General features: G+C 68.9%; 27 protein-coding genes and 1 tRNA gene. 16 read left to right on the forward strand and 12 right to left on the reverse strand.

The genetic code is table 11. The features are described 5' to 3' along the window. The first annotated feature begins 43 nt into the window (after positions 1 to 43). Entirely contained in the window at positions 44 to 811 is a 768-nt protein-coding gene (locus BVIR_RS00570; RefSeq protein WP_055035981.1) for an outer-membrane lipoprotein carrier protein LolA, read from the forward strand. Positions 812 to 1,162: 351 nt separating this feature from the next. Beyond that, positions 1,163 to 1,981 carry an exodeoxyribonuclease III gene (locus tag BVIR_RS00575; protein ID WP_055035982.1) on the forward strand — a complete coding sequence of 273 codons (819 nt, stop codon included), beginning with the start codon at positions 1,163 to 1,165 and terminating at the stop codon, positions 1,979 to 1,981. A gap of 254 nt (positions 1,982 to 2,235) precedes the next feature. Here the strand turns inward: BVIR_RS00575 and leuD are convergent, their stop codons facing one another. Both leuD and BVIR_RS00585 read right to left on the reverse strand, forming a co-directional pair. Beyond that, positions 2,236 to 2,841, reverse strand: coding sequence for a 3-isopropylmalate dehydratase small subunit (leuD, locus tag BVIR_RS00580; protein WP_055035983.1), 606 nt, complete (start codon positions 2,839 to 2,841; stop codon positions 2,236 to 2,238). A gap of 74 nt (positions 2,842 to 2,915) precedes the next feature. After that, a complete protein-coding gene (locus BVIR_RS00585; RefSeq protein WP_055035984.1) occupies positions 2,916 to 3,344 on the reverse strand; it encodes a metallopeptidase family protein in 429 nt (142 codons plus the stop codon). 261 nt (positions 3,345 to 3,605) lie between these two features. Here BVIR_RS00585 and BVIR_RS00590 point away from each other — a divergent pair, with 261 nt between their 5' ends. From BVIR_RS00590 to BVIR_RS16565, 5 genes are all read left to right on the forward strand, one after another. Further along, a complete protein-coding gene (locus tag BVIR_RS00590) occupies positions 3,606 to 4,124 on the forward strand; it encodes a PRC-barrel domain-containing protein (protein WP_055035985.1) in 519 nt (172 codons plus the stop codon). A gap of 215 nt (positions 4,125 to 4,339) precedes the next feature. Beyond that, complete coding sequence (locus BVIR_RS00595; RefSeq protein WP_169788562.1) at positions 4,340 to 5,440, forward strand: AI-2E family transporter; 1,101 nt, start codon at positions 4,340 to 4,342, stop codon at positions 5,438 to 5,440. A gap of 112 nt (positions 5,441 to 5,552) precedes the next feature. Further along, entirely contained in the window at positions 5,553 to 5,864 is a 312-nt protein-coding gene (locus BVIR_RS00600; RefSeq protein WP_156331021.1) for a hypothetical protein, read from the forward strand. A gap of 91 nt (positions 5,865 to 5,955) precedes the next feature. After that, complete coding sequence (locus BVIR_RS00605; protein ID WP_145911918.1) at positions 5,956 to 6,297, forward strand: hypothetical protein; 342 nt, start codon at positions 5,956 to 5,958, stop codon at positions 6,295 to 6,297. 555 nt (positions 6,298 to 6,852) lie between these two features. Continuing rightward, the gene (locus BVIR_RS16565; RefSeq protein ID WP_145911917.1) at positions 6,853 to 7,119 is read left to right on the forward strand and encodes a hypothetical protein; all 267 of its coding nucleotides are present in this window, start codon (positions 6,853 to 6,855) and stop codon (positions 7,117 to 7,119) included. A gap of 500 nt (positions 7,120 to 7,619) precedes the next feature. Here the strand turns inward: BVIR_RS16565 and BVIR_RS00610 are convergent, their stop codons facing one another. The 4 genes from BVIR_RS00610 to BVIR_RS17000 form a co-directional block, all read right to left on the reverse strand. After that, entirely contained in the window at positions 7,620 to 7,877 is a 258-nt protein-coding gene (locus BVIR_RS00610) for a con-10 family general stress protein (protein ID WP_055035989.1), read from the reverse strand. Positions 7,878 to 8,248: 371 nt separating this feature from the next. Continuing rightward, entirely contained in the window at positions 8,249 to 8,437 is a 189-nt protein-coding gene (locus BVIR_RS00615; protein ID WP_417852037.1) for a DUF1328 domain-containing protein, read from the reverse strand. A gap of 387 nt (positions 8,438 to 8,824) precedes the next feature. Beyond that, entirely contained in the window at positions 8,825 to 9,370 is a 546-nt protein-coding gene (locus BVIR_RS00620) for a sigma-70 family RNA polymerase sigma factor (RefSeq protein WP_082416514.1), read from the reverse strand. Next, positions 9,360 to 9,530 (reverse strand): NepR family anti-sigma factor, encoded by a 171-nt coding sequence (locus tag BVIR_RS17000; RefSeq protein WP_236823642.1) that lies wholly within the window; start codon positions 9,528 to 9,530, stop codon positions 9,360 to 9,362. Before BVIR_RS17000 ends, BVIR_RS00620 begins: the two co-directional genes overlap by 11 nt. A 220-nt stretch (positions 9,531 to 9,750) precedes the next feature. Between BVIR_RS17000 and BVIR_RS00630 the strand changes: the two genes are divergently transcribed. Further along, on the forward strand, positions 9,751 to 10,548 hold the full coding sequence (locus BVIR_RS00630; protein WP_055035992.1) for a response regulator: 798 nt from the start codon (positions 9,751 to 9,753) through the stop codon (positions 10,546 to 10,548). Between the two features lie 218 nt (positions 10,549 to 10,766). Here BVIR_RS00630 and BVIR_RS00635 read toward each other — a convergent pair whose 3' ends face one another. Both BVIR_RS00635 and BVIR_RS00640 read right to left on the reverse strand, forming a co-directional pair. After that, a complete protein-coding gene (locus BVIR_RS00635; RefSeq protein ID WP_055035993.1) occupies positions 10,767 to 11,141 on the reverse strand; it encodes a hypothetical protein in 375 nt (124 codons plus the stop codon). A 31-nt stretch (positions 11,142 to 11,172) separates the two neighbouring features. After that, positions 11,173 to 11,373, reverse strand: a complete 201-nt coding sequence (locus tag BVIR_RS00640; RefSeq protein WP_055035994.1) for a CsbD family protein — start codon at positions 11,371 to 11,373, stop codon at positions 11,173 to 11,175. Between the two features lie 90 nt (positions 11,374 to 11,463). Here BVIR_RS00640 and BVIR_RS16570 point away from each other — a divergent pair, with 90 nt between their 5' ends. Continuing rightward, entirely contained in the window at positions 11,464 to 11,739 is a 276-nt protein-coding gene (locus BVIR_RS16570) for a hypothetical protein (RefSeq protein WP_145911916.1), read from the forward strand. A gap of 18 nt (positions 11,740 to 11,757) precedes the next feature. Here BVIR_RS16570 and BVIR_RS00645 read toward each other — a convergent pair. The 4 genes from BVIR_RS00645 to hemC all read right to left on the reverse strand — a co-directional run bounded on the left by BVIR_RS00645 (position 11,758) and on the right by hemC (position 16,711). Continuing rightward, positions 11,758 to 11,833: transfer RNA gene (locus BVIR_RS00645), tRNA-Thr, on the reverse strand. A gap of 85 nt (positions 11,834 to 11,918) precedes the next feature. After that, positions 11,919 to 13,475: a heme biosynthesis protein HemY gene (locus BVIR_RS00650; RefSeq protein WP_055035995.1), complete on the reverse strand. Its 1,557-nt coding sequence runs from the start codon at positions 13,473 to 13,475 to the stop codon at positions 11,919 to 11,921. A gap of 16 nt (positions 13,476 to 13,491) precedes the next feature. Continuing rightward, positions 13,492 to 15,750, reverse strand: a complete 2,259-nt coding sequence (locus BVIR_RS00655; protein ID WP_055035996.1) for a uroporphyrinogen-III synthase — start codon at positions 15,748 to 15,750, stop codon at positions 13,492 to 13,494. Positions 15,751 to 15,754: 4 nt separating this feature from the next. Then, the gene (hemC, locus tag BVIR_RS00660) at positions 15,755 to 16,711 is read right to left on the reverse strand and encodes a hydroxymethylbilane synthase (RefSeq protein WP_055035997.1); all 957 of its coding nucleotides are present in this window, start codon (positions 16,709 to 16,711) and stop codon (positions 15,755 to 15,757) included. Positions 16,712 to 16,824: 113 nt separating this feature from the next. On the opposite strand from hemC, the gene tsaD reads away from it, so the two are divergent. The 7 genes from tsaD to BVIR_RS00695 all read left to right on the forward strand — a co-directional run bounded on the left by tsaD (position 16,825) and on the right by BVIR_RS00695 (position 23,297). Beyond that, positions 16,825 to 17,880 (forward strand): tRNA (adenosine(37)-N6)-threonylcarbamoyltransferase complex transferase subunit TsaD, encoded by a 1,056-nt coding sequence (tsaD, locus tag BVIR_RS00665; protein WP_055038573.1) that lies wholly within the window; start codon positions 16,825 to 16,827, stop codon positions 17,878 to 17,880. Further along, a complete protein-coding gene (locus BVIR_RS00670; protein ID WP_055035998.1) occupies positions 17,877 to 18,872 on the forward strand; it encodes an NAD(P)H-dependent glycerol-3-phosphate dehydrogenase in 996 nt (331 codons plus the stop codon). The genes tsaD and BVIR_RS00670 overlap by 4 nt, the downstream gene beginning before the upstream one ends. Further along, the gene (locus BVIR_RS00675; protein WP_055035999.1) at positions 18,869 to 19,165 is read left to right on the forward strand and encodes a hypothetical protein; all 297 of its coding nucleotides are present in this window, start codon (positions 18,869 to 18,871) and stop codon (positions 19,163 to 19,165) included. Before BVIR_RS00670 ends, BVIR_RS00675 begins: the two co-directional genes overlap by 4 nt. Continuing rightward, positions 19,166 to 19,588: an EVE domain-containing protein gene (locus BVIR_RS00680; RefSeq protein ID WP_055036000.1), complete on the forward strand. Its 423-nt coding sequence runs from the start codon at positions 19,166 to 19,168 to the stop codon at positions 19,586 to 19,588. Positions 19,589 to 19,686: 98 nt separating this feature from the next. Next, the gene (locus BVIR_RS00685; RefSeq protein ID WP_055038574.1) at positions 19,687 to 20,349 is read left to right on the forward strand and encodes a class I SAM-dependent methyltransferase; all 663 of its coding nucleotides are present in this window, start codon (positions 19,687 to 19,689) and stop codon (positions 20,347 to 20,349) included. 179 nt (positions 20,350 to 20,528) lie between these two features. Next, the gene (gene acs / locus BVIR_RS00690; protein WP_055036001.1) at positions 20,529 to 22,481 is read left to right on the forward strand and encodes an acetate--CoA ligase; all 1,953 of its coding nucleotides are present in this window, start codon (positions 20,529 to 20,531) and stop codon (positions 22,479 to 22,481) included. A 270-nt stretch (positions 22,482 to 22,751) separates the two neighbouring features. Then, positions 22,752 to 23,297, forward strand: a complete 546-nt coding sequence (locus BVIR_RS00695; RefSeq protein ID WP_055036002.1) for a L,D-transpeptidase — start codon at positions 22,752 to 22,754, stop codon at positions 23,295 to 23,297. The last annotated feature ends 86 nt before the right edge of the window (positions 23,298 to 23,383 follow it).

Consider the following 23,383-nt stretch of genomic DNA (forward strand, 5'->3'; position numbering starts at 1 on the left):
GCGCGCTTAGCAGGCGGGCGACTTTTCTTCGGAGGACTCCACGATGCGTTACGGGCTCGTTGCCGCGGCCGCCGGCTTGGCGGTTTTGGGCGTGGCGGTGCTAGACCCCGCTGTCGGGCCGGCCGCGCTGGCCGAGACGCCGGCCCAGCCGCTGGCGTCGCCGATGGCGGTTGGGCCGGCCCAGCAGAACCAGGCCCCCGCCAACGCGGCCAGCACCGTGCCGGTGCGTGCCGCGACGCCGATGCCGGCCAGGGGCACCATCGCCGCGCTCGACGGCCCGACCCGCGAGCTGGTGCAGAAGATCAATACCTCGTTCAACGCCCTGGTGTTCGCCTCCGGCGACTTCGTCCAGGTCGCGCCCGACGGCGGCCGCACCCAGGGCCAGTTCTACCTGCAGAAGCCCGGCAAGGTGCGCTTCGACTATGCGCCGCCGAGCCCGCTGGAGTTCATCTCAGACGGCGGCTCGATCGCGGTGCGCGACAAGAAGCTGGCGACCCAGGACATCACGCCGCTGTCGCAGACGCCGCTGCGCTTCCTGCTGGCCGACAAGGTCGACCTGTTGCGCGACGCCCCGGTGATCGCGGTGCAGAAGGACGAGCTGTTCGTGTCGGTGGTGCTGGAGGAGCGCCATCCGGTCGCCGGCACCCACCGCCTGATGCTGATGTTCGGCGCGCAGGACTTCCAGCTCAAGCAATGGACGGTGACCGACTCCCAGGGCTACGACACCACCGTGGCGATCTACAACGTCGACACCACCCGCCGGCCGAGCGCCGATCTGTTCAAAATCAACTACGAGCGCGTACTCCAGTAGGGTAGCGGCCGAATGTCGCGCACCTGAAGCTGGCAAATTGCCCTCGGAGACCTTGTTCAAATCGCAGGACGTGTCATTTTCCAATCATGGCCCAGGGCGTTGAGGTGTCCCCCTCATCGCACCAAGAAATGCCCTGACAGTCATCGGTGCCCTCCCGATGCAAGCCCCTGCGTGAACGCGCCCGGTCTTTCCCCCGAGACCGGGCGTGTTTCGTTTTGAGCATTGTGCGCCGGATTGACTGGCGGGTTTGATCTTCAGGACTTTTGGCGTATCGGTTTTTCTTGAGCGGGGCCGTCCGGCCGCCCGCGCACCATTTCCCGATCGAGCCTCGACCCACCTCAGCGCCACCACATGCGTCTCACCCTCGCCACCTGGAACATCAATTCGGTCCGGCTGCGTCTGCCGCTGCTCGGACGGCTGCTGGCCGAGCGCCAGCCCGACCTGATCTGCCTGCAGGAGACCAAGTGCCCGGACGACAAGTTTCCGGTGCGCGAGGTGGTCGGCATGGGCTACCCCTACGTCGCGCTGAACGGCCAGAAGGGCTGGCACGGCGTCGCGGTGCTGTCGAAGCTGCCGTTCGAGACCATCGAGCGGCGGGCGTTCTGCGACAAGAACGACTGCCGCCACCTGTCGGTGACGCTCGGCCGCACCGCCGGCCTCGCCGATCCGCTGACCATCCACGATTTCTACGTGCCGGCCGGGGGCGAGGAGCCCGACCCGGCGGTCAACCCGAAATTCGCCCACAAGCTCGCCTTCCTCGATCAGGCGGCGGGCTGTGGCCGGCTCGCGGCCCAGGGCCGCGCCGGACGGACCATCCTGGTCGGCGACCTCAACGTCGCCCCGCTCGAACACGACGTCTGGAGCCACCGCCAGCTGTTGGGCGTGGTCAGCCACACCCCGGTCGAGGTCGAGAAATTCACTGCCTGGCAGAGCGCCGGGGCCTGGGTCGATGTCATGCGCCGCCAGGTGCCGGCGGCCGACAAGCTCTTTACGTGGTGGAGCTACCGCGCCACCGACTGGGCGGCCTCCAATCGCGGCCGCCGGCTCGACCACGTCTGGGCCAGCGCGCCGGTTGCCGGCGGCTTCCAGGGCATGGAGGTGCTGGCCTGCGCTCGCAGTTGGGACAAGCCATCCGATCACGCGCCGGTGCTGGCGACGTTCGAGCTGTGAAATCCTGTCCGGTTAGCGAAGTTCTGGTGAGGTGTCTTTCCGGATTACGAAGCGATCAGCCGGACCTCGTATGAGGGCGCCGGCGGTCCCGGCGACGCCCGGATCGCCATTGTGGGCCGCGGGCGTCGATCTGCGGCGGGTCCGGGAACGGCTGCGCCCGCCCGGCCGCAACAAGCAGCTCGCGGCGCAGCGCCAGGCCGGGAGGCGCGGCGTCGCCGCTTATCGGGGCGACGCATCAGGTCAGTGCGGTACCGTCACAGCCAGGGGCGGGTGGCGGCGGTCTTTGCCTCGAACGTCTGGATGCGGTCGGCCTTGACCATGGTCAGGCCGATGTCGTCGAGGCCGTTGATCAGGCAGTGCTTGCGGAACGGGTCGACCTCGAAGCGGATCACCCCGCCGTCGGGACCGCGGATTTCCTGCGTCGCGATGTCGATGGTCAGCGTGGCGTTGGCGCCGCGCTCGGCGTCGTCGAACAGCTTCTCCAGCTCGGCCGGCGTCACCTTGATCGGCAGAATGCCGTTCTTGAAGCAGTTGTTGTAAAAGATGTCGGCGAAGCTGGTCGAGATGATGCAGCGGATGCCGAAGTCGAGCAGCGCCCACGGCGCGTGCTCGCGGCTGGAGCCGCAGCCGAAATTGTCGCCCGCCACCAGGATCTTGGCGTTGCGATAGGCCGGCTTGTTCAGCACGAACTCGGGATTCTCGGTGCCGTCCTCGTTGTAGCGTGCCTCCGAGAACAGGCCCTGGCCGAGGCCGGTGCGCTTGATGGTCTTCAAATACTGTTTGGGGATGATCATGTCGGTGTCGACATTGACCACCCTGAGCGGCGCCGCAACGCCCGTCAGCACCGTGAACGTGTCCATCGCTTCCTCCGGATTGGCGCGGTTTGCCAGAACGGGGCTCGGGTTTCAAGCCATTCCAAGACGACCGGCCGGCGCTACGGCTCGGCGGCGCGCTCAATCTCGGCGATGTCCTCGTCCGACAGCCCGACATGGTGGCCGATCTCGTGCACCAGGACGTGGGTGACGATGCCGCCCAGCGTCTCCTCGTGGCCGGCCCAATAGTCGAGGATCGGGCGGCGGTAGAGCCAGATCATGTTGGGCAGTCGCCCGGTGGGGGCGACGGCGCCGTCCTGGGCGAGGCCGAAGCCCTGGAACAGCCCGAGCAGGTCGAACTCGCTGTCGATCTCCATCTCGTCGAGGGTGTCCTCGGTCGGGAACTCGGCGACCTGGATGACGACGCCCTCGCACAGCCGGCGGAACGCCTCCGGCAGCGCGGCGAACGCTGCCTCCGCCAGCTCCGTCATGTCGTCGAGCGAGGGCGCCTGGAGGGTGGGCCAGGGCGGGGGATCGGCACGGTTCGTCATCGGTCGCGGTCCTGCGTGGGCGCTCCGGCGCGGCGGTCGTGCGGCGCTCTCCCGCATTCGATCGCCGGTTTTTCGGCCGCGCTGACGGCAGCCTAGCCTTGATCGCACAGGACGCAAACCAAGCCGCTTCAGCCGCCGGCGGGCGCGGCCAGCGCAGCCGTAAGCGCGGAACATCGGTTTGGCCGCAGCGTTGGTGGGCCGTTGAAGCACCACCCGCCGAATCCCGTTGTTTTGGCGGGTGATCACCCCACAGGAGAGCAGATGATGACCAAGATTTTGGCGGCCAGCATCGCCGCACTGGCGTTCGCCACCGCTCCGGCGTTCGCGCAGTCCTCGACCTCGCCGTCCATGCCGGGCTCCAGCGCGGGCCAGGCCGGTCAAGTGAGCTTCCTGCAGGCGCCGCAAGGCAACCAGGTGCTCGCGTCCGAGCTGATGGACGCCAATGTCTACGGCTCCGATGGCAACTCGATCGGCGAAATCAGCGATATTCTCCTCGACCGCGGCGGCCAGGTTCACGCCGTGGTGTTCGGCGTCGGCGGCTTCCTCGGCATCGGCGAGAAGAACGTGGCGGTGCCCTACAACTCGCTGCAGATCGCGATGGCGCCGGCCAGCAGCACCGCCCCGGCGCCGTCGGCCGCCAACCGCCGCGCCTGGCACGACCAGTACCGCATCACCCTCAACGCCACCCGCGATCAGCTCCGCAACGCGCCGGCGTTCAGTTCGCAGCGCACCACCACCACCGGCCTGCTCTCCGTTCCGTCCGGAACGGTGGCGCGCTGATGGGTGCGGCCGGGTCCAGCTGAGGACTTGCGGCGATGACAGAACGATCGGTTCTCCGGCTGCCTCAGCCGGAGAACCGAATTTCGATCGCCGAGAATCCCGTCCCATCAAGGGTTTTCGGCGAGCGTGACCGCGCGATCAAGACGCGACCTTGACTAAAGCCACATCAGCCACGGGCGCCGGCGCGACGGCGGAGGGTGACAATGCCAGCTCGGATGCGTCGCGCGTCCGTCGCAGCCGCCGAGCCTGGCGACACTGCGCCGCCGCCCGGCCGTCACCATAGCGCGCGAGCATGGCGGCGAGCGTCCGAGCTCGCCGTCATCGTGCTGGCCACCATCGCCCTGCTCGGACTGCTGTACTGGGCGCGGGCGCTGCTGCTGCCGCTGGTTGCCGGCCTGGTGTTCGGCATGATCCTCGGCCCGATCTCCGACCGCGCCCAGCGCATCGGCATCTCGCCCGTTGTCACCAATCTGTCCTTGCTGCTGGTTCTGGCGCTGGCGGTCAGCGGTGCGGCGGTGTGGTTCGTTCCCACCATTTCCGAATGGATCGCGGACGCGCCGAACATCGCGCGGACGGTGCGCGAGAAGGTGGCGGTGTTCGAGCGGGCGGCGTCGGTGTTCGACGAGATCGCTGGGCTGTTCCAGGGGTCCGTCACCACGCCGACGGTGCAGATCGCACCGGAGCAGACCGCGGTGGTGACGTCGGTATTTTCCGCCGTCACGCCGGCGTTCGCGCAGTTCGCGGTGTTCCTGTTCACGCTGGTGCTGTTTCTCACCGGCCGCAAATCGATCAAGGCGAAGCTGGTGCTGGCGATGCCGAGCCGCGCCGCGCGACTCACCACCTTGCGCGTGCTGTCGGAGATCGAGAACGAGCTGCTCGGCTATTTTGCGGTGGCGGCGACGATCAATGCCGGGGTGGCGATCGTGACGACGCTGGCGCTGTTCGCGCTCGGCGTGCCGGCGGCGCCGGTGTGGGGGTTTCTCGCCTTCGTGCTCAATTTCCTGCCGGTGGTCGGGCCGCTCATTCTCAAGGTTGCGCTGCTCGGCATGGGCGTCGTGGCGATGCCGACGCTGGGCGCGGCGCTGCTGCCGGCGCTGGCCTATCTCGCCATCACCACCGTCGAAAGCAATCTGATCACGCCGCGCGTCATCGGCGGCCGGCTGACGCTCGAACCGTTGTTCCTGTTCGTCGCCATTTGCCTGTTTACCTGGCTGTGGGGGCCGGTCGGTGCGTTCCTGGCGACGCCGCTGGTGATCGTCGCCGTCACGCTGCAGTCCTATGTATTGCCGTCCGACGCGATCGATCTTCCGGCATGACAAAGGCACCGCGCCGGCCTTGCTGCATCGCCGAAATTTCGGAACCAAGGTCGTGGGCGGACGTTGCCCCGGCACAGTTCAGACGCCAATCCTCGAACCGAAGGAGCCCAAGATGGCATCTGTTTTTCCGGATGAATCCGAGCGCCAGGCCGCCCGCGCCCGCAACAAGGCGTCCGAGGCCGCGTCCGCCATTCAGGACGCGGCGAGCGAGACCGTCGAGAAGTACACCGACAAGGCCAAGCACACTGCAGAAGACGTTGCCAATCGCGCCCGCGACGCCGGCAACCAGATCAGCGAAAACGTGCACGAGGTCGCCGGCAATTTCCGCGAGGCCGTCGAGCGCTCGGTTGAGCGCCAGCCGATCACGACGGTGCTGCTGGCGATGGCCGCCGGCGTGCTGATTGGCGGCCTGCTGCGCCGCTGAGGTCACAATGGCGTTCGGGCTGGTTCAATACGTCCGCTCGCGTGTGGCCGCGAACACGTCCCACCTCGCAGGAAAGGCCGTCGCTTATGCGATGGCCTTTCTCGCGCTGGTGTTCAGCGTGGCGGCGCTGTTCGTGTGGATCGCGCAGACCGAGAGTCTGGTGGTCGCGTGCCTGGTGTTCGCCGCGCTGTTCGGCGTTTCCGCGGTGGTGGCGGCGCTGGCCGCGTACGTCTATTCGCGGCGCGTCCAGGACCTTCAGCGCAACCGGCCCAGCGCCGTAGCGGCGCTGTTGGCGCTCGATCCGACGGTGGCGCGGCTCGGCGTGCGCGCCGCGCGGCTGCTGGGGCGTCACGCCCCGGTCGGCGCGGTTGCCGCTGCGGCGGCGATCGGCGTCATTCTGGTGCTCCTCAACACCCGCCGCCCCGAGCGCTGAGGCGGCGTCGCCACGGCACGCTGGCGCTCTGCCGCGATGATGCCGCAACCTTCGGCAACACTACAGCTATCGTGATTCGCATCCTAACCGCATGTAACCGCTGCCGTATGGCGTCGCCTCGGCGGTTCCGTCACACCAGCCTTGGCGGATCGGCCGAGGGTCTGCGATTCGCCCGCCGCAGCTCGCGGTTCGCGCGAGCACCGGCTGGCCGGATTCGGCGCGGCGAGGCTGCCGTGCCAATCCCGTCATAGGGTTTCCGGTGGATCGCAGGCGATCTACCGGGAACGGGTTCGCTGAACATCCCGTTCGAACGCCGGGCTTTCGGCGAGCGAAGCAATACGGCTTTCCGGGCTCGATCAGCCGGCGGCCGCGTCACCTCGCTTCGCGGCGGCGTCGGCCGTCGATACCCCGGCCGTCGTCGGTTTCAGTCATCGTCGGTTCAATCGTCGTTGGTTCAATCGTCGTTGGTTTCGGTCGACGGTGACTTGGAGTCGATGACCGAGCGCGCGGCTGCGAAGTCCCTCCGTCTTCAACTGTTCGTCGAGGATGTCCGATATGAGTGCACGTTCCCGCCCCGCCCTCGAAGTGTCGATGGTGCGTGAAAGCATTCGTCAGATCGTAGACGCGCAGTCTGGCCCCGAGCTGGTGGGCGCCTCGCGGCTGGCGCGGGCGCTGAACAGCCATGCCGACGCGGGGTTCGACGATCTTCTGGTGCGCCATGCCCCCGATCTGGTCGAGGGCGCCGGCCAGCAGCCGGCTGCCGTCGGCCGATCGCGTGTGCGCCGCACCAATTCGGCCAAGGGCTATGGTGCCAAGGGCTGACGCACGCTCCGCAAAAGCGGGTGCGGGCTTCGCGGACGAAATCAGATCCAACCAACGCTCCGCTGCGGCGCCAACCGCGATGACGCCGCGCCGGCCGAGGGATTGCGCAGCCCGCTGCCAACGGCTGCCGCCGGACGTCGGTCATGGACCGGCGCCCGGCGTTGTGCGTGCGGCGGCGGAGCCATGCTTTCGCGGCAGTCGCCGGTTTCGCGCGGCACGAAACACAAGGTGACCGCAACGCCGACCGATGCGGCGGTCGGCTCAATGCGCGCGGGCGGAAAACCGGTGTCGAAAAAGCACTCTCGCCCGCAATTCGGCTCCTGGCTCGGGCTGCAATCGTCCGCAGCCGTGTTGCCAGAATTCCGTATTTCGAGGTGGCCCTGCCAAAACGCTGACGCCGCGGCGGTCTCCTTCCGGAGTCCGTCGCGGCGGGCAGATTGTCTGTGCTCGGTGTTTGCTCGGGGTCGCCGCACCTGCGGCGGTCCATTCCCGGCCGGCGACTACGAGTGAGCGGCTGCGCGCTTGCGGCCGCCTTTGCGCCCGGCGTCGGAGGCCAGTTCTCGGTCCTGCGAGAACGAGCGGTTGGCAGGATCGACGCTGCGTCCACCTTTCTGGCCGGCCGACGTCGCCAAGGAGCGATCCTTGGCAAACACGCGCTTCTCCGGCGGAACGCTCTGCCCGCCCTTGCGCGCGATGGCACGCCGAGTCTGGGCGTCCATTGCCGCAAAGCCGCGCTTGGCTTTGGCGATCGCTTCCATTCCCACGCACTCCTTATGGTCGTTGTCGGGAGAAGAACGCGAACGGCGTCGTCGTGGTTCCGTTGGCGGTACGCGATTGACTGCGACGTTTGCGGCGATGCTCGATATGCCGCACCTCGCGAGCGCGCGCCGGGTGAGGCCCGCCGCGCGCTCGGGACCTGATGCGGCATGAGGGAACGAGCGTCCGCCGATTGGACCAGGCGGTCGCGCATAGCCGTTGGGGTTGCGCAGTCGCGTTGGCAAACCGGCATCGACGATTACGAAGAATGCCCTGGGTCGCGATTGCCGAAAGGCCCCCGCCGCGCGGCTTCGGTGACACCGGAACTCGCGGCGAGGACATCACGGACTTCAGGCCGCAGCCCGACGTCGGATCACAACGTGCTGCGCCCTCCTCGCAGCAGGTTGGCGACGAACAGCACCAAGGCGAATACCAGCGCGATCCAGAACAGCGTTGTCGCGAAGCTGGTCGCCGTGCCGGCCAGGCCACCGAATCCGAATACCGCTGCCACCAGCGCGACGATTAACAAGATGACGGCCCAGTTGATCAAATTGCCGATCATGACTTGCCTCCATTGGGTCGATGTGTGCGATCTACCAACGTGAGGCGGTGCAACCTGTTCCCTGGCGCGCACCCGAGCCGCTGCAACATTTGCAGCTTCGGCGGGTTTCGATAAGCCGGCAAACCGACTGGCGACGTCGGGTTCCCAGGCTCGTTACCCGCCGGGCCGCTGGGCGGCACCACCCAGCGATTGCCGGACACTGTTGGGAGGTCAGCGCGCGCCACGCCTGAAGCCGCAACCGGCCGCAGCGCGTCCCCGCGTCTCAAACGTCGTGAGAAGACGCAATGGGGGAGGGTACCCCAAGCGAATGCGCAGGCCGGTTGCGGCATCCGGCCCGCGCAACACTGTTGTTATGGTCGGAGGCCCGAGAGGGCGCCCGCAACGTCGTCAGCCGGTCGCCTGCAGCGCGGCACGGGTCTTGTCGTCCGGTCCGATGTCGTCGACGCTCTCGACCGCAAGCATCTGCGACAGCCGCGTGCGCGCGCGGTTGACGCGGCTCTTGATGGTGCCGACCGCGCATTGGCAGATCTCGGCCGCCTCTTCGTAGGAGAAGCCGGAGGCGCCGACCAGCAGCAGCACTTCGCGCTGGTCCGGCGGCAGGCGGGTGAGCGCAGCCTTGAAGTCCTCAAGGTCGAGCCGCGCACCCTGTTCTGGCTGGGTCGACAGGCGGGCGGCGTAGACGCCGTCGGCGTCCTCGACCTCGCGTCGGCGCTTGCGATATTCGGAATGGAACAGGTTGCGCAAGATGGTGAACAGCCAGGCGTTCAGATTGGTGCCGGGCTGGAAGCTGTCGATGTGCGAGAGCGCCCGCAGCAGTGTCTCCTGCACAAGATCGTCCGCCCGATCGACGTTTCCGGACAGCGAAATGGCGAATGCGCGCAAGCTCGGCACCGCGGCAAGAAGGGCGTCTCGCATGGACGGTTCAATCATCATCCATCGTATCCTTCTCGGTTTTGTCGAGATCTTTCAGGAGTTCGACGAACCGCACCGGCACCGGCTGCTGGAGAAGCTCGTCGTACATCGCCCGCAATTGCTCCCCGATGCGGGCCTGCGCATCCCGGTCGAGCCGAGGAAGCGCGGCCGACGCATCCATCGGATCGGCCTCCGTCTCAAGCCCCCGCGCCCTATATTGTGTCATTGATTGACCCTCTTGACCCTGCCCCCGATCCCCGCCCGCGGGGCTGCGATGCCGCGTCTTCCCTCTAACTTCCCGGGCGAAGTTCGGTTCCCGGTGGGGAACAAATTTGATGGGGCTGCGTTTGCAGGTGAAGCTGGGGCGGAGCGATTGCGCCCGAAGGTTGGAGGTGACTGTTATGACGACAGCCGAACTCGTGGCGCTGAACCTTCCTTATCTTCGCCGGTACGCACGTGCCGTTACGGGAGATCAGGCGGGCGGCGACGCCTATGTGATCGCGACGCTCGAAGCGATGCTGGCGAACGTCCCGGCCACGACCAAGCCCTCGGACAACAAGATCGAGCTGTTCCGGATTTTCTCGAAGATCTGGAATTCGCTGTCGGTCAATCATGCCGATGACAGCACACCGTCCTCGCCCAGCGAGGCGCGGCTGAAGCAGCTGACGCCGCTGCCGCGCCAGGCGTTCCTGCTGGTCAGCCTGGAGAATTTCAGCGAGGACGAAGGCGCCCGCATCCTCGGCGTCGACCGCGCCACCTTCCGCAACCTGCTCGACGTCGCCGGCCGCGAACTCGCCGAGGACATCGCCACCGACGTTCTGATCATCGAGGATGAGCCGCTGATCGCGCTCGACTTCGAGGCGCTGGTGGAATCGCTCGGACACCGCGTGCTCGGCGTCGCCCGCACCCGCGACGAGGCGATCAAGCTGGCGGCCGAGCGCCGGCCCGGCCTGATCGTCGCCGATATCCAGCTCGCCGACGGCAGCTCCGGGCTCGACGCCGTCAACGAGCTCCTGACCATGTTCGAGGTGCCGGTGGTGTTCATCACCGCCTATCCCGAACGTTTCCTCACCGGCGAGCGGCCGGAGCCGGCCTTCCTGATCGCCAAGCCGTTCCGGCCCAACCACGCCGCCGCCGTGATCAGTCAGGCGCTGTTTTTCGAACGCAACGCCCGGCCGCGCCGCCGCGCGGTGGCCTGACCGTCGGCTCCCCGATCGGTTTTGGTCGCGCAAGCTTGGCCCGAGAAAGCTTGGGGTAGGCCCCTTTGGGCCGCGCAAGCTTGGCCGGCCGGGACGATCTTGCGATGGTCGCCAACGAGAAGAGGCCGCTGGCGTTCCGGCGGCCTCTTCGGTCTCAAGGCATGCCAAGGCGGTCAGTGGCCGCCGCCGCCCGGCCGGGCGGCAGAGCGGGCTCAGGGTCAATCCCGCCGCGCCAGCGCCGCCAGCAGGCCGAGTCCGGCCGCGACCAGCACGACCTTGCCGATCGGCCGGTGGCGGGCGCTCTGGGCCGCCTGGGCGCCGAGCCGGACCAGATCCTCGGCAATCGCGCGGGTTGAAGCGCCGACTCGGTCGGCGGCGCCGGACCAGCGCTCGGCCCGGGGTCGGGATCCGAACAGGTTGGGTCCGAGGCTCGACCAGGCCGAGCGCGCCTGCGACCAGACGCCGGGGCGGGACCCGGCGCCGGGGAGCCAGTCCGACCACGACGGCGTGCCGCGGATCATGCGGTCGAGGCGGGCCTCGGTGCGCTCCAGGCGCCGGCCGATCGAGCCGACGGGTTTCAGCGAATCAAACATATCTGTCACTGCCGATGACTGTTGTTTGCGGTCACGATAGCGTATCCGTCCAGGAGTCGACCTGACGTTCGGCCTCATCACGCGCCAGGCCGTAGCGGGCCTGCAGACGGCCGATCAGTTCGACGCGTTTGCCTTCGATCCGGTCGAGGTCGTCATCGGTAAGGTCACCCCACTTCTGCTGGATTTGGCCGCGTAACATCTTCCAGTTGCCTTCGATGCGGTCCCAATTCATCGTGATCTCCACATGGTTGGGCCGAGCCGTTCGGCCACCTGCCTCCAACGCCGGCCTGGGCGCGAGGTTCCGGATCGCGGTGCCGGCTCGGTGACCGCGGCAGGCCTCGACCGCGCCAACGCCGGCGGGCCGCTCGAAATGGAGCTGGAACGGACCGGGCGGCTGAGCCCGCCGGCCTTGGCCGAGGTCTCCGGCACCGGTGCAGATAGATCACCAGGTTCCGCCGAATTGGCTGCTGAGTTGTTGAAGGTGAAGGTGCGTTTTGGCAGCCGGAACCCGCTCGAACTGTGGTGCGAGTGCTTCCCCGCTGTTTCGCCCGCGCAGCACAAAACCATCGCCGCCCGTTGCGTGACTTCGAAATCTTAAGTTTGTCAGGAGGATGGGTGGTGCCGCGGAAGGGATTCGAACCCCTGACCCCCTCATTACGAATGAGGTGCTCTACCAGCTGAGCTACCGCGGCGACGGTGTCCGCTTAAACGAACCGCCCCGCTTTTTCAAGCGAGGCGGTGCCAGCCGGTCAAACTGTTTCCTCGGCGGTGGCCGATTCAGGCGCGCTGGCGCTGCTCCGCCGGCTCGCTCGCCTCGCCGCGCGATGTGTCCGGGTCGGCGCCGGCCTGAAGCTGCGTCCGGCCTCGAGCGTCCGGCGCGGGCTGGGGCGGCAGCACCTCCGGCTCGGGGGTGACGATGATCGGCTCTGCCGGAACCACCGGCGCACTCTCGGCCGGCGACACCGTCACCGCGTCCTGGGTGCGGGCGTTGGCGGCGGCCTCGACCACGGTCATCGCCGTCTCCATCTCGTGCTCCAGCACCGGCCCACCGAGCTCGATCGGCGGCACCTTCCATTCGAAGGCGTCGATGCGGCCGGTGACCGGAGAGATCGGCAGCCAGCGATCCGACACGAAGCCATCGGCCACCCAAGCCGGGTCCCGCTTGGCGCGGACGGCGCGGGCCGCCCATTCGCGGGCCTTGCCGACGTCGCCGTTCTCGGCCGCCTCGAGCTCTGCCATCAGCAGGCAGACGCGCTGGGTCGGCTCGTAGGTGAGGTGGACGATGGCGGTGCGGGCGGTGGCGAAGTCCTGGGCGTTGAGCGCGGCCCGCACCACCGCCAGCGCACCTTCCGGATGGCCACTCGGCGACAGGCGCTGCAGCGTCCTGGCCCGCTCCAGCCGGTCGCGGCTGCCGTCGGCGTCACGCAAATGGACATAAACCTCGGCGATCTCCGGGTGCGGCGTCTCGCGCCACGCCGTCTCCAGGATCTTGGAGGCTTTGCGCAGCTCGCCGGTCCGGCCGAACAGGCGCCCGGCCAGCACCGCCGCCGGCACCAGCGTCGGCTCCAGCTTGATCGCCTCGGTTATCTTTTCGCGTGCCGCCTCGGGCTCGACGGCCTGCCGCGCCATCGCGTCGGCGGTGAGCAGCACCGCGCGCAGCCGCTTCACCGAGCTGCGGTCGGTGACGCCCGAGCGGTTGTTGCGGTCGAGCAGCGCCAGCGCGCCGGCCCAGTCGCCGGCGGCGGCGCGGGTATCGAGCGCGGCCTGCGCCGCCCACGGCAGTCCGGGCGCCTCGCCGGCCGCCGTTTCGGCGTAGCCGCGGGCGGCGGCGAGGTCGTCGCGGCGCTGGGCTTCCATCCACAGCCCGCGCAGGCCGAGCAGCCGCGTCTCCTTGTTGGCGGCCATCTCGTGGAACGTCGCTTCGGCCGCCGACTGGTCGCCGCTGAGCTGGGCGGCCTGGGCCCGCAGCAGCAGCGTCAGTGGCTCGTGGCCGAGCAGGCGCTCGGCCTCGGCGGCGGCCCTGCGCGCGGTGCGGGCATCGCCGGCGCCGGCGGCGACGATGCCGCGCGACAGTGCCTGGAAGCCGCGCGAGCGACGCCGCGAGCTCAGCGAACTCGACATCAGGGTGGGCAGGTTGAACAGCGTCGACAGGATCGACCACAGCAGCCCGGCGGCCACCACCAGCGACACCAGCGACACCGCGGCGAACAGCACCGAGGTCTCGATGTTCCAGCCCTGCCAGTGGATGGCGACGATGCCTGGCCGGTCGGCCAGCCAGCCGGCGCCGAACGCGATCGCGGTAAGGACAACCAGGAATATAACAAGGCGGATCATGGCGCGTCTCCTGCTCTCAGCCGCCAGTGCGGGCCAAGGCGGCGAGAGCCTCGGCGGTCAGTTCGCTCAGGAGGCGGTCGGCGTCGAGCCGCGCCTTGGCGAGTTGCAGCCAGGGGGTGGCGACCTTCACGAGGTCGGGTGGCAATTCGCCCACGGTGGCGATCGCTCCTGCGAGGTCGCCCCGTGCCAGTTGGTCCTCGGCGCGGGCGACCACGGCACCGGTCGAGTTGCCATCGACCGGCTGGCTTGGCCTGAACCGCACCAGCCCCTCGGCGTTGCGGGCCAGGCGCTCCAAAACGCCTTCCGGCTCGCCGGTGCGCGGAACCGTCGCCAGCAGCGCGCTCGACACCTGACCGAACCGCGCCTGCACCGCGCGCAACGTCGGCAGGCCCTTGTCCGCCGCGCCGTCGATGCTGCGCAGCTTCTCGTAGCCGGGGCCGGACAATGCCACCGCGGCGTCGAGCTCTCTCCGGTATGGCCGGCCCTCGTCGACCGCGGTGCGAAGAGTGCCGAGCGCCACCGGCCAAGCGATGGCCCGGCTCGGCTGTGCCGCCAGCTGGATGCGCTGGTCGAGCGCCACCACCCGGCCGGGCAGGCCGGCGAGGTCGGCCACCTTCTTGTCCAGCGTGGCGAGGCGGTCGGGCAGCGCGGTCGCGGCGCTGGCCGCGCGCTGCGCCGCCTCGCCGGCGGCGGTCGCCAGCTTCACCGCCTCTTCGGCGGTGTGGGCGGTGGTCTCGATCCGGCCGTCGAGCGCGGTGATGCGCTCTGCCAGTTCCGACACGCGGGCGTCCTCGGCCGGCGCTTGCGGCGCGGCGGCGCCCTCGCTCTGCGGCCGGGCCTCCAGCGCGTCGAGGCGGGCGTCGATGCGGGCCAGCGCCTGGGCGACGCGCTCCAGGTCGGCGACGCGGTGGCCGAGCGCCTCGATCTCGTCGTACTTCGCCGGCGCCGGCTCGGACGCGGTCGGCTCGGGCCGGGCCTCCAGCGCGCCGATGCGGGATTCGGCTGCCTGCAGCCGGGCCTGGGCCTCGAGCAGCGGGCCGGGGTCGCTCGGGCGCGGCGGCAGGATCGGCAGATAGCTCAGCGCGGCGGCGGTTGCAGCACCGGCCAGGATGCCGGCGATGGTGCCAGCCACCGCGCCGCCGCCGCGCGCGGGCGCGGTGGCTCGTGCTGCGGGGGCGGCTGTGACGGGGGCTTCGGCGGCCGCGGGTTCGCGGTTCGACGCCGCGGGCGGGATCTCGTCCGGCCGGGTCTCGTCGACGGCCACGGCGTCGGCGGGCAGGCGCTCGGCCTGGCTCTCGGCCACCACCGGCGCCGCCTCGGCTGCCTGCGCGGCGGTTTCAGACGTACCCGAGTCGGCTACCTCGCCCGGCGTCGCCTGGGCCGCCGGCGTATCGTCCGGCGACGTCGCCATCTCGGGCTCAGCCGCCTCGGGCACAGTGCCCTCGATCGTCACGGCGGTGTTTTCAGTCGGCGACGCGGTTTGATCGGCGGGCGTTTGCCCGGACTCGTGCGGTTTCGCGCCTTCCCAGTTTGATGCCATCGCCGTCCTCCCATGCCTCACATCATTGCCGCCTGCGGACGGCAGCAGCTCGAACAGCCCGCTCTCGTCCGGTGTTGCAGCGACGCGCACGTCGGCGCCCACCGCCCCCAGCGGCGCTGCCACTCGCGGCGACAGCGCATAGTGTGGCAGGCGGACGACAGCCTCATAAACACCGTCGCGCCGACCCGCCGCCAGGAGCGTCTCACAGCTGCGGCGAGAATAGTGCAGAATTCCATCGATTCGCCCGGCCGACAATGCTGCGATCGTCGTTTCCGCGAGATGTTCAGCCGGTTCAGCGCGGTAGGCGATAACCGTCTCGACCGCAATGCCGTGCGGCGCCAACGCCGCGGCGAGATCGCCGGAGCGATCCTCGCCGGCCAGCCACAGCACCCGCTCACCGGCAATCAGGCCTTTGGCCAGCACGTCCGCCAGGGTGCCGACGTCGCCCTCGGCGCTGGTGACGTCGGCAAAGCCGGCTGCGCGCGCGGCATCGCCGGTGCGGCGGCCGACCGTGAACACCGGCACGCCGGATTTGACCAGCCACGGCAGCCCGGCTGCCGCCCGCGCACCGTTGACGCTGGTCAGCGCCACGGCGTCGAACCGGCCGTCCGGTGGCGCGAGCGCCACCGGCACGATGGTCATCAGGGGATCGATCTCGGCATCATGGCCGCGGGCGGCGAGGTCGGCCCGGGTCCTGCTGGCTCCGGGCTCCGGCCGCGTGACCAGCAGGCGCATCGGCTCAAGCCCCGGCGAGCGCGGCGAAGAACGCCGGCCCCGCCCGGCCGCGCAGCTCGCGGCCGGCGTCGGCGCCGAGCGCGGCGGCCTCGGCCACGCTGCCCTCGCGGCTGGTCTCGTGGGCCTCGCTGCCGTCCGGCACCAAAATCACGCCGGAGAACGACAGCCGATCGCCGGTGACGCGGGCGTGGCCGCCGATCGGGGTGCGGCAGGAGCCGTCGAGCTCATGCAGGAACGCGCGCTCGGCGGCCAGCGCCCGCTCGGTGGCCGGCTCGTTGATCGCCGCCATCAGCTCGCGGGTGCGGGCGTCGCCCTCGCGGGTCTCAATGGCAATGGCGCCCTGGCCGACGGCCGGAACGAAGGCGTCGGCGTCGATGACGGTGGCGGTGACGCCGTCGGGCAAGCGGTCGATCAGGCCGAGGCGCTTCAGGCCAGCCAGCGCCAGCAGCGTGGCATCGATGGTGCCCTCGGCGACCTTGCGCAGCCGCGTCTCGACGTTGCCGCGCAGCAGCGCCACCTCAAGGTCGGGCCGTGCCCGCTTGACCATGGCCTGGCGGCGCAGCGAGGCCGAGCCGACCTTGCCGCCCTGCGGCAGCCCTTCGAGCCCGCCGGTCGTATGGCTGATCAAAACGTCGCGGACGTCCTCGCGTGGCAGAAAGGCCGGCAGCACCAAGCCATCGGGCAGCACGGTGGGAAGGTCCTTCGACGAGTGGACGGCGAGGTCGATGCGGTCCTCGAGCAGCGCGTCCTCGATCTCCTTGGTGAACAGGCCCTTGCCGCCGGCCTGGGACAGCGCCCGGTCGAGGATCTGGTCGCCGATCACCTTGATGATCTCGATGACGATGTCGTCTTCCGGTACGCCATGGGCAGCGGCCAGCCGGCGACGGGTTTCATAAGCCTGCGCGAGCGCGAGGGCACTACCCCGGGTACCGAGGCGAAGGAACGGAGAAGATTGCGTCATGAGGCAGGCCGATGTTACGCCGACGTTTAGACATGCGCAGAGCGCGGGCGGATGCGGACTATCACTAATCCGCTGAACACGAACCAAGCGGGAGCCGGAACGCGGTGACGGACATGCTCGTACTCGGACTTGAGACGACATGCGACGAGACTTCGGCCGCCGTGGTCCGTCGCCATGACGACGGCCACGGCGAAATCCTGTCGAACGTCGTTCTATCCCAAGTTCTCGAACATGCCGAGTACGGAGGAGTGGTACCCGAAATCGCGGCGCGTGCCCATGTCGAGGCCTTGGAGGACATCATTTCCCGGGCGATGGCCGAAGCCAAGGTGGGCTTTGCCGACCTCGACGCCGTCGCCGCTGCCGCTGGGCCCGGCCTGATCGGCGGCGTGATCGTCGGCCTGACCACCGGCAAGGCCATCGCGCTCGCCACCGGCAAGCCGCTGATCGCGGTCAACCACCTGGAAGCGCACGCGCTTTCGCCGCGCCTGGTCGGCAGGCTCGGCTTTCCCTATTGCCTGTTGCTGGTGTCCGGCGGCCACACCCAGATCGTGGCGGTGCTCGACGTCGATCGCTACGAGCGGCTCGGCACCACCATCGACGATGCCATCGGCGAGGCATTCGACAAGGTCGCCAAGATGCTGAGCCTGCCCTATCCGGGCGGGCCGCAGGTCGAGATCGCCGCAGCCCGCGGCAATCCCGCCCGATTCGCTCTGCCGCGGCCGTTGCTGGGGCGCCACGACCCCGATTTCTCGCTGTCGGGCCTCAAGACCGCGGTGCGGCTCGCCGCTGAAAGCGCGGCGCCGCTCTCGGACGGCGACGTCGATGATCTGTGCGCCTCGTTCCAGGCGGCGGTGGTCGATGTCGTGGTCGACCGCCTGCGCATGGGCCTGCGCCGGTTCGCCGGCAAGTACAACAAGCCCAAAGCGCTGGTGGTCGCCGGTGGCGTCGGCGCCAACAAGGCGATTCGCGGCGCGCTGGACCGGATCGCCGCCGAGAATGCGCTGAGGCTGCTGCTGCCGCCGGCGGCGCTGTGTACCGACAATGGCGCCATCATCGCCTGGGCCGGCGCCGAGCGGTTGGCGCTGGGCAAGGCGGACGAGCTTGATTCGCCACCCCGGGCGCGCTGGCCGATGGGCTCGCCGCTCAAGATCGAGGCAACCGACCCGTGACCAATTTTGCCACCATCGGAGTTGCCGGCGCCGGAGCCTGGGGCACCGCGCTGGCCAACGCCACCGCCCGGGCCGGCTCCCGCGCCGTGCTGTGGACGGTCATACCCGGCCATGCCGAGGACATGGCCCGAACCGGCGAGAACAAGATGTTTCTGCCGGGGGTGCCGATCGCGCCGGGCGTCGAGGTCACCGGCGATCTCACTGTGTTGGCGCAAGCCTCCGCTATTTTGATGGTGGTGCCGACCGGCGCGCTGCGCGAGGTGGCGGGCAAGCTCGCGGGGCTGATCCGGCCGGGCACGCCGCTGGTGGCCTGCGCCAAGGGCATCGAGCCCAAGACCGACCGCTTCGTCACCGAGGTCATTGCCGCGGCCGCGCCCGCCGCCACTCCCGCCATCCTGTCGGGTCCGAGCTTTGCCGCTGACGTTGCTGCCGGGCTGCCGACCGCGGTGACCATCGCCTCGGCCGACGAGAGCGTCGCGGCGTGGCTGGCCGGCGCCATCGGCTCGGCGTCGTTCCGGCTCTATCATTCCACCGACGTGCGTGGGGTCGAGATCGGCGGCGCCGCCAAGAACGTGCTGGCGATCGCGGTGGGCATCGCCCACGGCCGCAAGTTCGGCGCCAGCGCCGCGGCGGCGCTGATCACCCGCGGCTTTGCCGAGCTGCGCCGGTTCGGCCTCGCCCACGGCGCCCGGCCGGAGACGCTGGCGGGCCTGTCCGGGCTCGGCGATCTCGTTCTCACCTGCTCGGGGCCGCAATCGCGCAACTTTTCGCTCGGCTTCAAGCTGGGCTCCGGCGAGCCGCTGCCCGCGCCCGGTTCGGGCCCGCTGGCGGAGGGTTTCTTCACGGCGCCGGTGCTGGTGGAGATGGCAGCAAAGGCCGGAGTCGAGATGCCGATCGCGGGTGCGGTCGAGGCGGTGCTGGCCGGCCGTATCGGCATCGACGAGGCCATCACCGGTCTGCTCACCCGGCCCCAGAAGGCGGAGGCAGCATGACCAGCTTTTTCGAGCGGCTCGCCCGCGGCCTGGAGGCGGCGCAGTCCAGCATGGGCTCGGAGGAACTCGCCCGCACCCATGGCTTCGAACTCACCCACTCGGCGAGCTGCCCGGTGGCGGTGGTGCGGCGGCGCAAGGCCAATGGCGAAATCGTGGTCGACATCGCCATCGGCGACGCCAAGGCGACGATGACCGCCGCCGAGTTCGACCGCTTCGCCGAGGAACTCGCCGCGTTCCGCCCGGTGGTGCAGGGCGCCGCCACCGCCGCGACCCGCGACGCAGCGGGGCCGTGAATGGCGCATTGGCTGTTTAAATCCGAGCCGTTCAAATGGTCCTGGCAGGACCAGGTTGCGGCCGGTGAGCGCGGCACCGCCTGGGACGGCGTGCGCAACCACGCCGCCAAGCTCAATCTCCTGAAGATGGCGGTCGGCGAGCGCGGCTTGTTCTACCATTCCAACGAGGGCAAGGAGATCGTCGGCATCGTCGAGGTCATCCGCGCCGCCTATCCCGACCCCACCGCCGAGCCGGGCGCGCCGTGGGTGGTGGTGGATCTGAAGTCGGTCGAGCCACTGCCGCAGCCGGTGACGCTCGCGGCCATCAAGGCGACGCCGGCGCTGGCCGACATGGCGCTGCTCAAATATTCGCGGCTGTCGGTGCAGCCGGTCTCCGACGCCGAATGGGTGCTGATCTGCCGGATGGGCGGGTTGGCGGTGTGAGGCCAACCTGTCGCTGAACGGGCGCTTCCATCAGGCGCGGCGAGGGATCGCCCATGGCGAGCACCCATCTTCGCCGCCGTCATGATATGCCCGCCGGCATGACCTTGCCACCAGCGACCTCGCCAGCCGCCTTCATCCGCGCCAACACCCGGCTTCAGCCGCTGGCATTCGTGCCGGAAATCCGGCTTCACCTCGCGGGCGAGGCGGTGCCGCTGTGGCAGGCGACCGAGGCCGAGCTCGGCCGCATCCAGCTGCCGCCGCCGTTCTGGGCGTTCGCATGGGCTGGCGGGCAGGCATTGGCGCGCTTCGTGCTCGATAATGCCGGCGAGTTCGCCGGGCGGCGGGTGCTCGATTTTGCCTCCGGCTCCGGCCTGGTCGCGATCGCCGCCGCCAAGGCCGGCGCCGGGGTGACCGCTGCCGACATCGACCCGTTCGCGGTGGCCGCCATCGGCCTCAACGCCACCGCCAACGCGGTCGAGATCGCGGTGGAGGCCGCCGACCAGCTCGACCGGCCGCCGATGCCGGGGGTCGACGTCGTCATGGTCGGCGACGTGTTTTACGAGCGTGATCTCGCCCAGCGGGTCCTCGCCTTGCTCGACCGCTACGCCGCCGCCGGCGTCCGGGTGCTGGTCGGCGATCCTGGCCGCAGCTATCTGCCGCAGGCGCGCCTCACCGCGCTCGCCAGCTACGCCGTGCCGGTGACGCGCGAGGTTGAGGATCATGACGTCAAGCAAACGTCGGTGTTTGCGCTGACGAATTGACGTCCAGGTTGCGCTTGGCCGGAAAAACGTGGCGCCTGCAGCGCGTTCGATGGCGGTGTCCGCGACCAAAGTGCGAGAGATGTGCCGCTTGTCGCCTTGCCGGCGATCGGTGAAATATGCGAGCGAAACTATCCGAGCACGCGGCCCGCAGCCGCGGCCATTGTCCTGGGGAGACATGAATGTCCGAGAAGACCTATGACGTTCCCGCCGAGTGGTCGTCCCGCGCCTATGTCGACGAGGCCAAGTACCGGGAGATCTACGCCGCCTCGGTGAAGGACCCGGTCGCGTTCTGGGGAGAGCACGGCAAGCGCATTCACTGGTTTGCGCCCTATACCAAGGTCAAGAACACCTCGTACGATCCGCACAACGTGTCGATCAAATGGTACGAGGACGGCCTGACCAACGTTGCCTACAACTGCGTCGACCGCCACCTTGCCACCCGCGGCGACCAGGTCGCCATCATCTGGGAAGGCGACAACCCGGCGGAAGACAAGAAGATCACCTATCGCGAGCTCTATGAGGAAGTCTGCCGCTTCGCCAACGTTCTGAAGTCGCGCGGCGTCAAGAAGGGCGATCGCGTCACCCTCTACCTGCCGATGATTCCCGAGGCCGCCTACGCCATGCTGGCGTGTGCCCGCATCGGTGCCATCCATTCGGTGGTGTTCGGCGGCTTCTCGCCCGACAGCCTCGCCGGCCGCATCGAGGATGCCGGCTCGACCGTCATCGTCACCGCCGACGAGGGCCTGCGCGGTGGCCGCAAGGTGCCGCTCAAACTCAATACCGACGCCGCCTGCGACCGCGCCGGCGGGGTCGAGAGCGTCATCGTGGTGCGCCGTACCGGCGCCAATGTGCCGATGCGCTCCGGCCGCGACGTCTATTATGACGAAATCGCCAAGAACATGCCGGCCGAGTGCGCCGTGGCCGAGATGAACGCGGAGGATCCGCTGTTCATCCTCTATACCTCCGGCTCGACCGGCAAGCCGAAGGGTGTGTTGCACACTACCGGCGGCTATCTGGTCTATGCCGCGATGACGCATCAATATGTGTTCGACTATCACGATGGCGACATCTACTGGTGCACCGCGGACGTCGGCTGGGTCACCGGCCATAGCTACATCGTCTATGGGCCGCTCGCCAACGGCGCCACCACCCTGATGTTCGAGGGCGTGCCGAACTATCCCACCATCTCCCGGTTCTGGGAGGTGATCGACAAGCACAAGGTCAACATCTTCTACACCGCCCCGACCGCCATCCGCTCGCTGATGCAGGCCGGCGAGGCGCCGGTGACGAAGACTTCGCGCGCGTCGTTGCGCCTGCTCGGCTCGGTTGGCGAGCCGATCAACCCGGAAGCGTGGGAGTGGTACCATCGCGTGGTCGGCGACCACCGCTGCCCGATCGTCGACACCTGGTGGCAGACCGAGACCGGCGGCATCCTGATCACGCCGCTGCCCGGCGCCATCAAGCTCAAGCCCGGTTCGGCGACGCTGCCGTTCTTCGGCGTGGTGCCGGAGGTGGTCGACGCCAATGGTCAGGTGCTGGATGGCGTCTGCGAAGGCAATCTGGTGCTGTCCGACTCCTGGCCAGGCCAGATGCGCACGGTCTATGGCGACCACGAGCGCTTCGTGCAGACCTATTTCTCGACCTATGCCGGCAAGTATTTCACCGGCGACGGCTGCCGCCGCGATGCCGATGGCTTCTACTGGATCACCGGCCGCGTCGACGATGTCATCAACGTCTCCGGTCACCGCATGGGCACCGCCGAGGTCGAGAGCGCGCTGGTGGCGCATCCGAAGGTGTCGGAGGCGGCGGTGGTGGGCTATCCGCACGACATCAAGGGCCAGGGCATCTACGCCTACGTCACCTTGATGAGCGATATCGAGCCGAGCGAGGAACTGCGCAAGGAACTGGTCAACTGGGTGCGCAAGGAGATCGGCCCGATCGCTCAGCCCGACCTGATCCAGTTCGCGCCCAGCCTGCCCAAGACCCGATCCGGCAAGATCATGCGCCGCATTCTGCGCAAGATCGCCGAGGACGAGTTCGGCAATCTCGGCGACACCTCGACCCTGGCCGATCCGGGCGTGGTCGAAGACCTGATCGGCAACCGTCAGAACCGCCGCGGCGTGGCCGCCTGACGCGTTTTCCGGGAGATCGCGTGATCTGGGAACCGGCTGTCGGGCGGGCAGGCGGCGGTTCTCGGGCACGATGAGCCGGAACCCCATGACCTTCGACAATCGCGGCGCGGGCCAACGCGCCGCGATTTTTGTTTTGTTGACGCTGATTGGCGAAACCTCGACGATAGTGCTGCGACGGATGCCTCTGGTTCGACACCGGAAATCGCCCGGCAACCGGTTTGGGCGATCATCCCTGCGCCCGGCGACTGAAGCCGGCTGTGGGAGTGCGTCATGCGTCAGTTTCGGGGAATTGCCGCAGCGAGCCGCCTCGCGGCGGTCGCGGCGGTTGCAGCGGGCGTTTCGGTTGCCGCGGAGGTGCGGCCGGCCGCGGCGGCGCGCGAGGTGGTCACCTTCAAGGCCGAGGCGATGCCCGGCACCATCGTCGTGAAGACGTCGGAGCGGCGGCTCTATTACGTCGTCGGCGACGGCCGCGCCATTCGCTATCGGGTCGCGGTTGGCATGAGCGGCCGTCAGTGGACCGGCGCGACCTATATCGACGGCAAGCACCTTCAGCCGGCGTGGTCGCCGCCGACCGAGGTCAAACGCTACAAGCCGTCGCTGCCGAGCCTCATTCCGGGTGGCGCCGCCAGCAATCCGATGGGCGCGGCGGCGCTGACGCTGTCAGGTGGCGAATACGCCATCCACGGCACCTCGGCCTCGATGCGGCGCTCGATCGGCTCGGCCGCCTCGTTCGGCTGCATCCGCATGCTGAACGAGGACGTGCTCGACCTGTTTTCCCAGGTTCGGGTCGGCACCCGCGTGGTGGTGGAGCGCTGAGATTGTCGCGTCGTCGCCCCGGACAAGCGGTGCCAGCCGCGCGATCCGGGGCCGCAAGCAGGAGAGACGTTTTTTCTGCTGACGAT

Source organism: Blastochloris viridis (genome assembly GCF_001402875.1).
In the GTDB taxonomy this organism is placed as follows: Bacteria; Pseudomonadota; Alphaproteobacteria; order Rhizobiales; family Xanthobacteraceae; genus Blastochloris; species Blastochloris viridis.

Coding starts and splice junctions, on each gene's coding strand:
- BVIR_RS00630 (WP_055035992.1), top strand. CDS start 9,751: ATGACGACAGCCGAACTCGTGGCGCTGAACCTTCCTTATCTTCGCCGG.
- BVIR_RS00620 (WP_082416514.1), bottom strand. CDS start 9,370: ATGATGATTGAACCGTCCATGCGAGACGCCCTTCTTGCCGCGGTGCCG.
- BVIR_RS00680 (WP_055036000.1), top strand. CDS start 19,166: ATGGCGCATTGGCTGTTTAAATCCGAGCCGTTCAAATGGTCCTGGCAG.
- BVIR_RS00600 (WP_156331021.1), top strand. CDS start 5,553: ATGGCATCTGTTTTTCCGGATGAATCCGAGCGCCAGGCCGCCCGCGCC.
- BVIR_RS00675 (WP_055035999.1), top strand. CDS start 18,869: ATGACCAGCTTTTTCGAGCGGCTCGCCCGCGGCCTGGAGGCGGCGCAG.
- BVIR_RS00650 (WP_055035995.1), bottom strand. CDS start 13,475: ATGATCCGCCTTGTTATATTCCTGGTTGTCCTTACCGCGATCGCGTTC.
- BVIR_RS00640 (WP_055035994.1), bottom strand. CDS start 11,373: ATGAATTGGGACCGCATCGAAGGCAACTGGAAGATGTTACGCGGCCAA.
- BVIR_RS00575 (WP_055035982.1), top strand. CDS start 1,163: ATGCGTCTCACCCTCGCCACCTGGAACATCAATTCGGTCCGGCTGCGT.
- BVIR_RS17000 (WP_236823642.1), bottom strand. CDS start 9,530: ATGGATGCGTCGGCCGCGCTTCCTCGGCTCGACCGGGATGCGCAGGCC.
- acs (WP_055036001.1), top strand. CDS start 20,529: ATGTCCGAGAAGACCTATGACGTTCCCGCCGAGTGGTCGTCCCGCGCC.
- BVIR_RS00695 (WP_055036002.1), top strand. CDS start 22,752: ATGCGTCAGTTTCGGGGAATTGCCGCAGCGAGCCGCCTCGCGGCGGTC.
- BVIR_RS00595 (WP_169788562.1), top strand. CDS start 4,340: ATGCGTCGCGCGTCCGTCGCAGCCGCCGAGCCTGGCGACACTGCGCCG.
- tsaD (WP_055038573.1), top strand. CDS start 16,825: ATGCTCGTACTCGGACTTGAGACGACATGCGACGAGACTTCGGCCGCC.
- BVIR_RS00585 (WP_055035984.1), bottom strand. CDS start 3,344: ATGACGAACCGTGCCGATCCCCCGCCCTGGCCCACCCTCCAGGCGCCC.
- BVIR_RS00605 (WP_145911918.1), top strand. CDS start 5,956: ATGGCCTTTCTCGCGCTGGTGTTCAGCGTGGCGGCGCTGTTCGTGTGG.
- BVIR_RS00635 (WP_055035993.1), bottom strand. CDS start 11,141: ATGTTTGATTCGCTGAAACCCGTCGGCTCGATCGGCCGGCGCCTGGAG.
- hemC (WP_055035997.1), bottom strand. CDS start 16,711: ATGACGCAATCTTCTCCGTTCCTTCGCCTCGGTACCCGGGGTAGTGCC.
- leuD (WP_055035983.1), bottom strand. CDS start 2,841: ATGGACACGTTCACGGTGCTGACGGGCGTTGCGGCGCCGCTCAGGGTG.
- BVIR_RS00685 (WP_055038574.1), top strand. CDS start 19,687: ATGACCTTGCCACCAGCGACCTCGCCAGCCGCCTTCATCCGCGCCAAC.
- BVIR_RS00570 (WP_055035981.1), top strand. CDS start 44: ATGCGTTACGGGCTCGTTGCCGCGGCCGCCGGCTTGGCGGTTTTGGGC.
- BVIR_RS00610 (WP_055035989.1), bottom strand. CDS start 7,877: ATGGAAGCGATCGCCAAAGCCAAGCGCGGCTTTGCGGCAATGGACGCC.
- BVIR_RS00655 (WP_055035996.1), bottom strand. CDS start 15,750: ATGCGCCTGCTGGTCACGCGGCCGGAGCCCGGAGCCAGCAGGACCCGG.
- BVIR_RS00615 (WP_417852037.1), bottom strand. CDS start 8,437: ATGATCGGCAATTTGATCAACTGGGCCGTCATCTTGTTAATCGTCGCG.
- BVIR_RS16565 (WP_145911917.1), top strand. CDS start 6,853: ATGAGTGCACGTTCCCGCCCCGCCCTCGAAGTGTCGATGGTGCGTGAA.
- BVIR_RS00590 (WP_055035985.1), top strand. CDS start 3,606: ATGATGACCAAGATTTTGGCGGCCAGCATCGCCGCACTGGCGTTCGCC.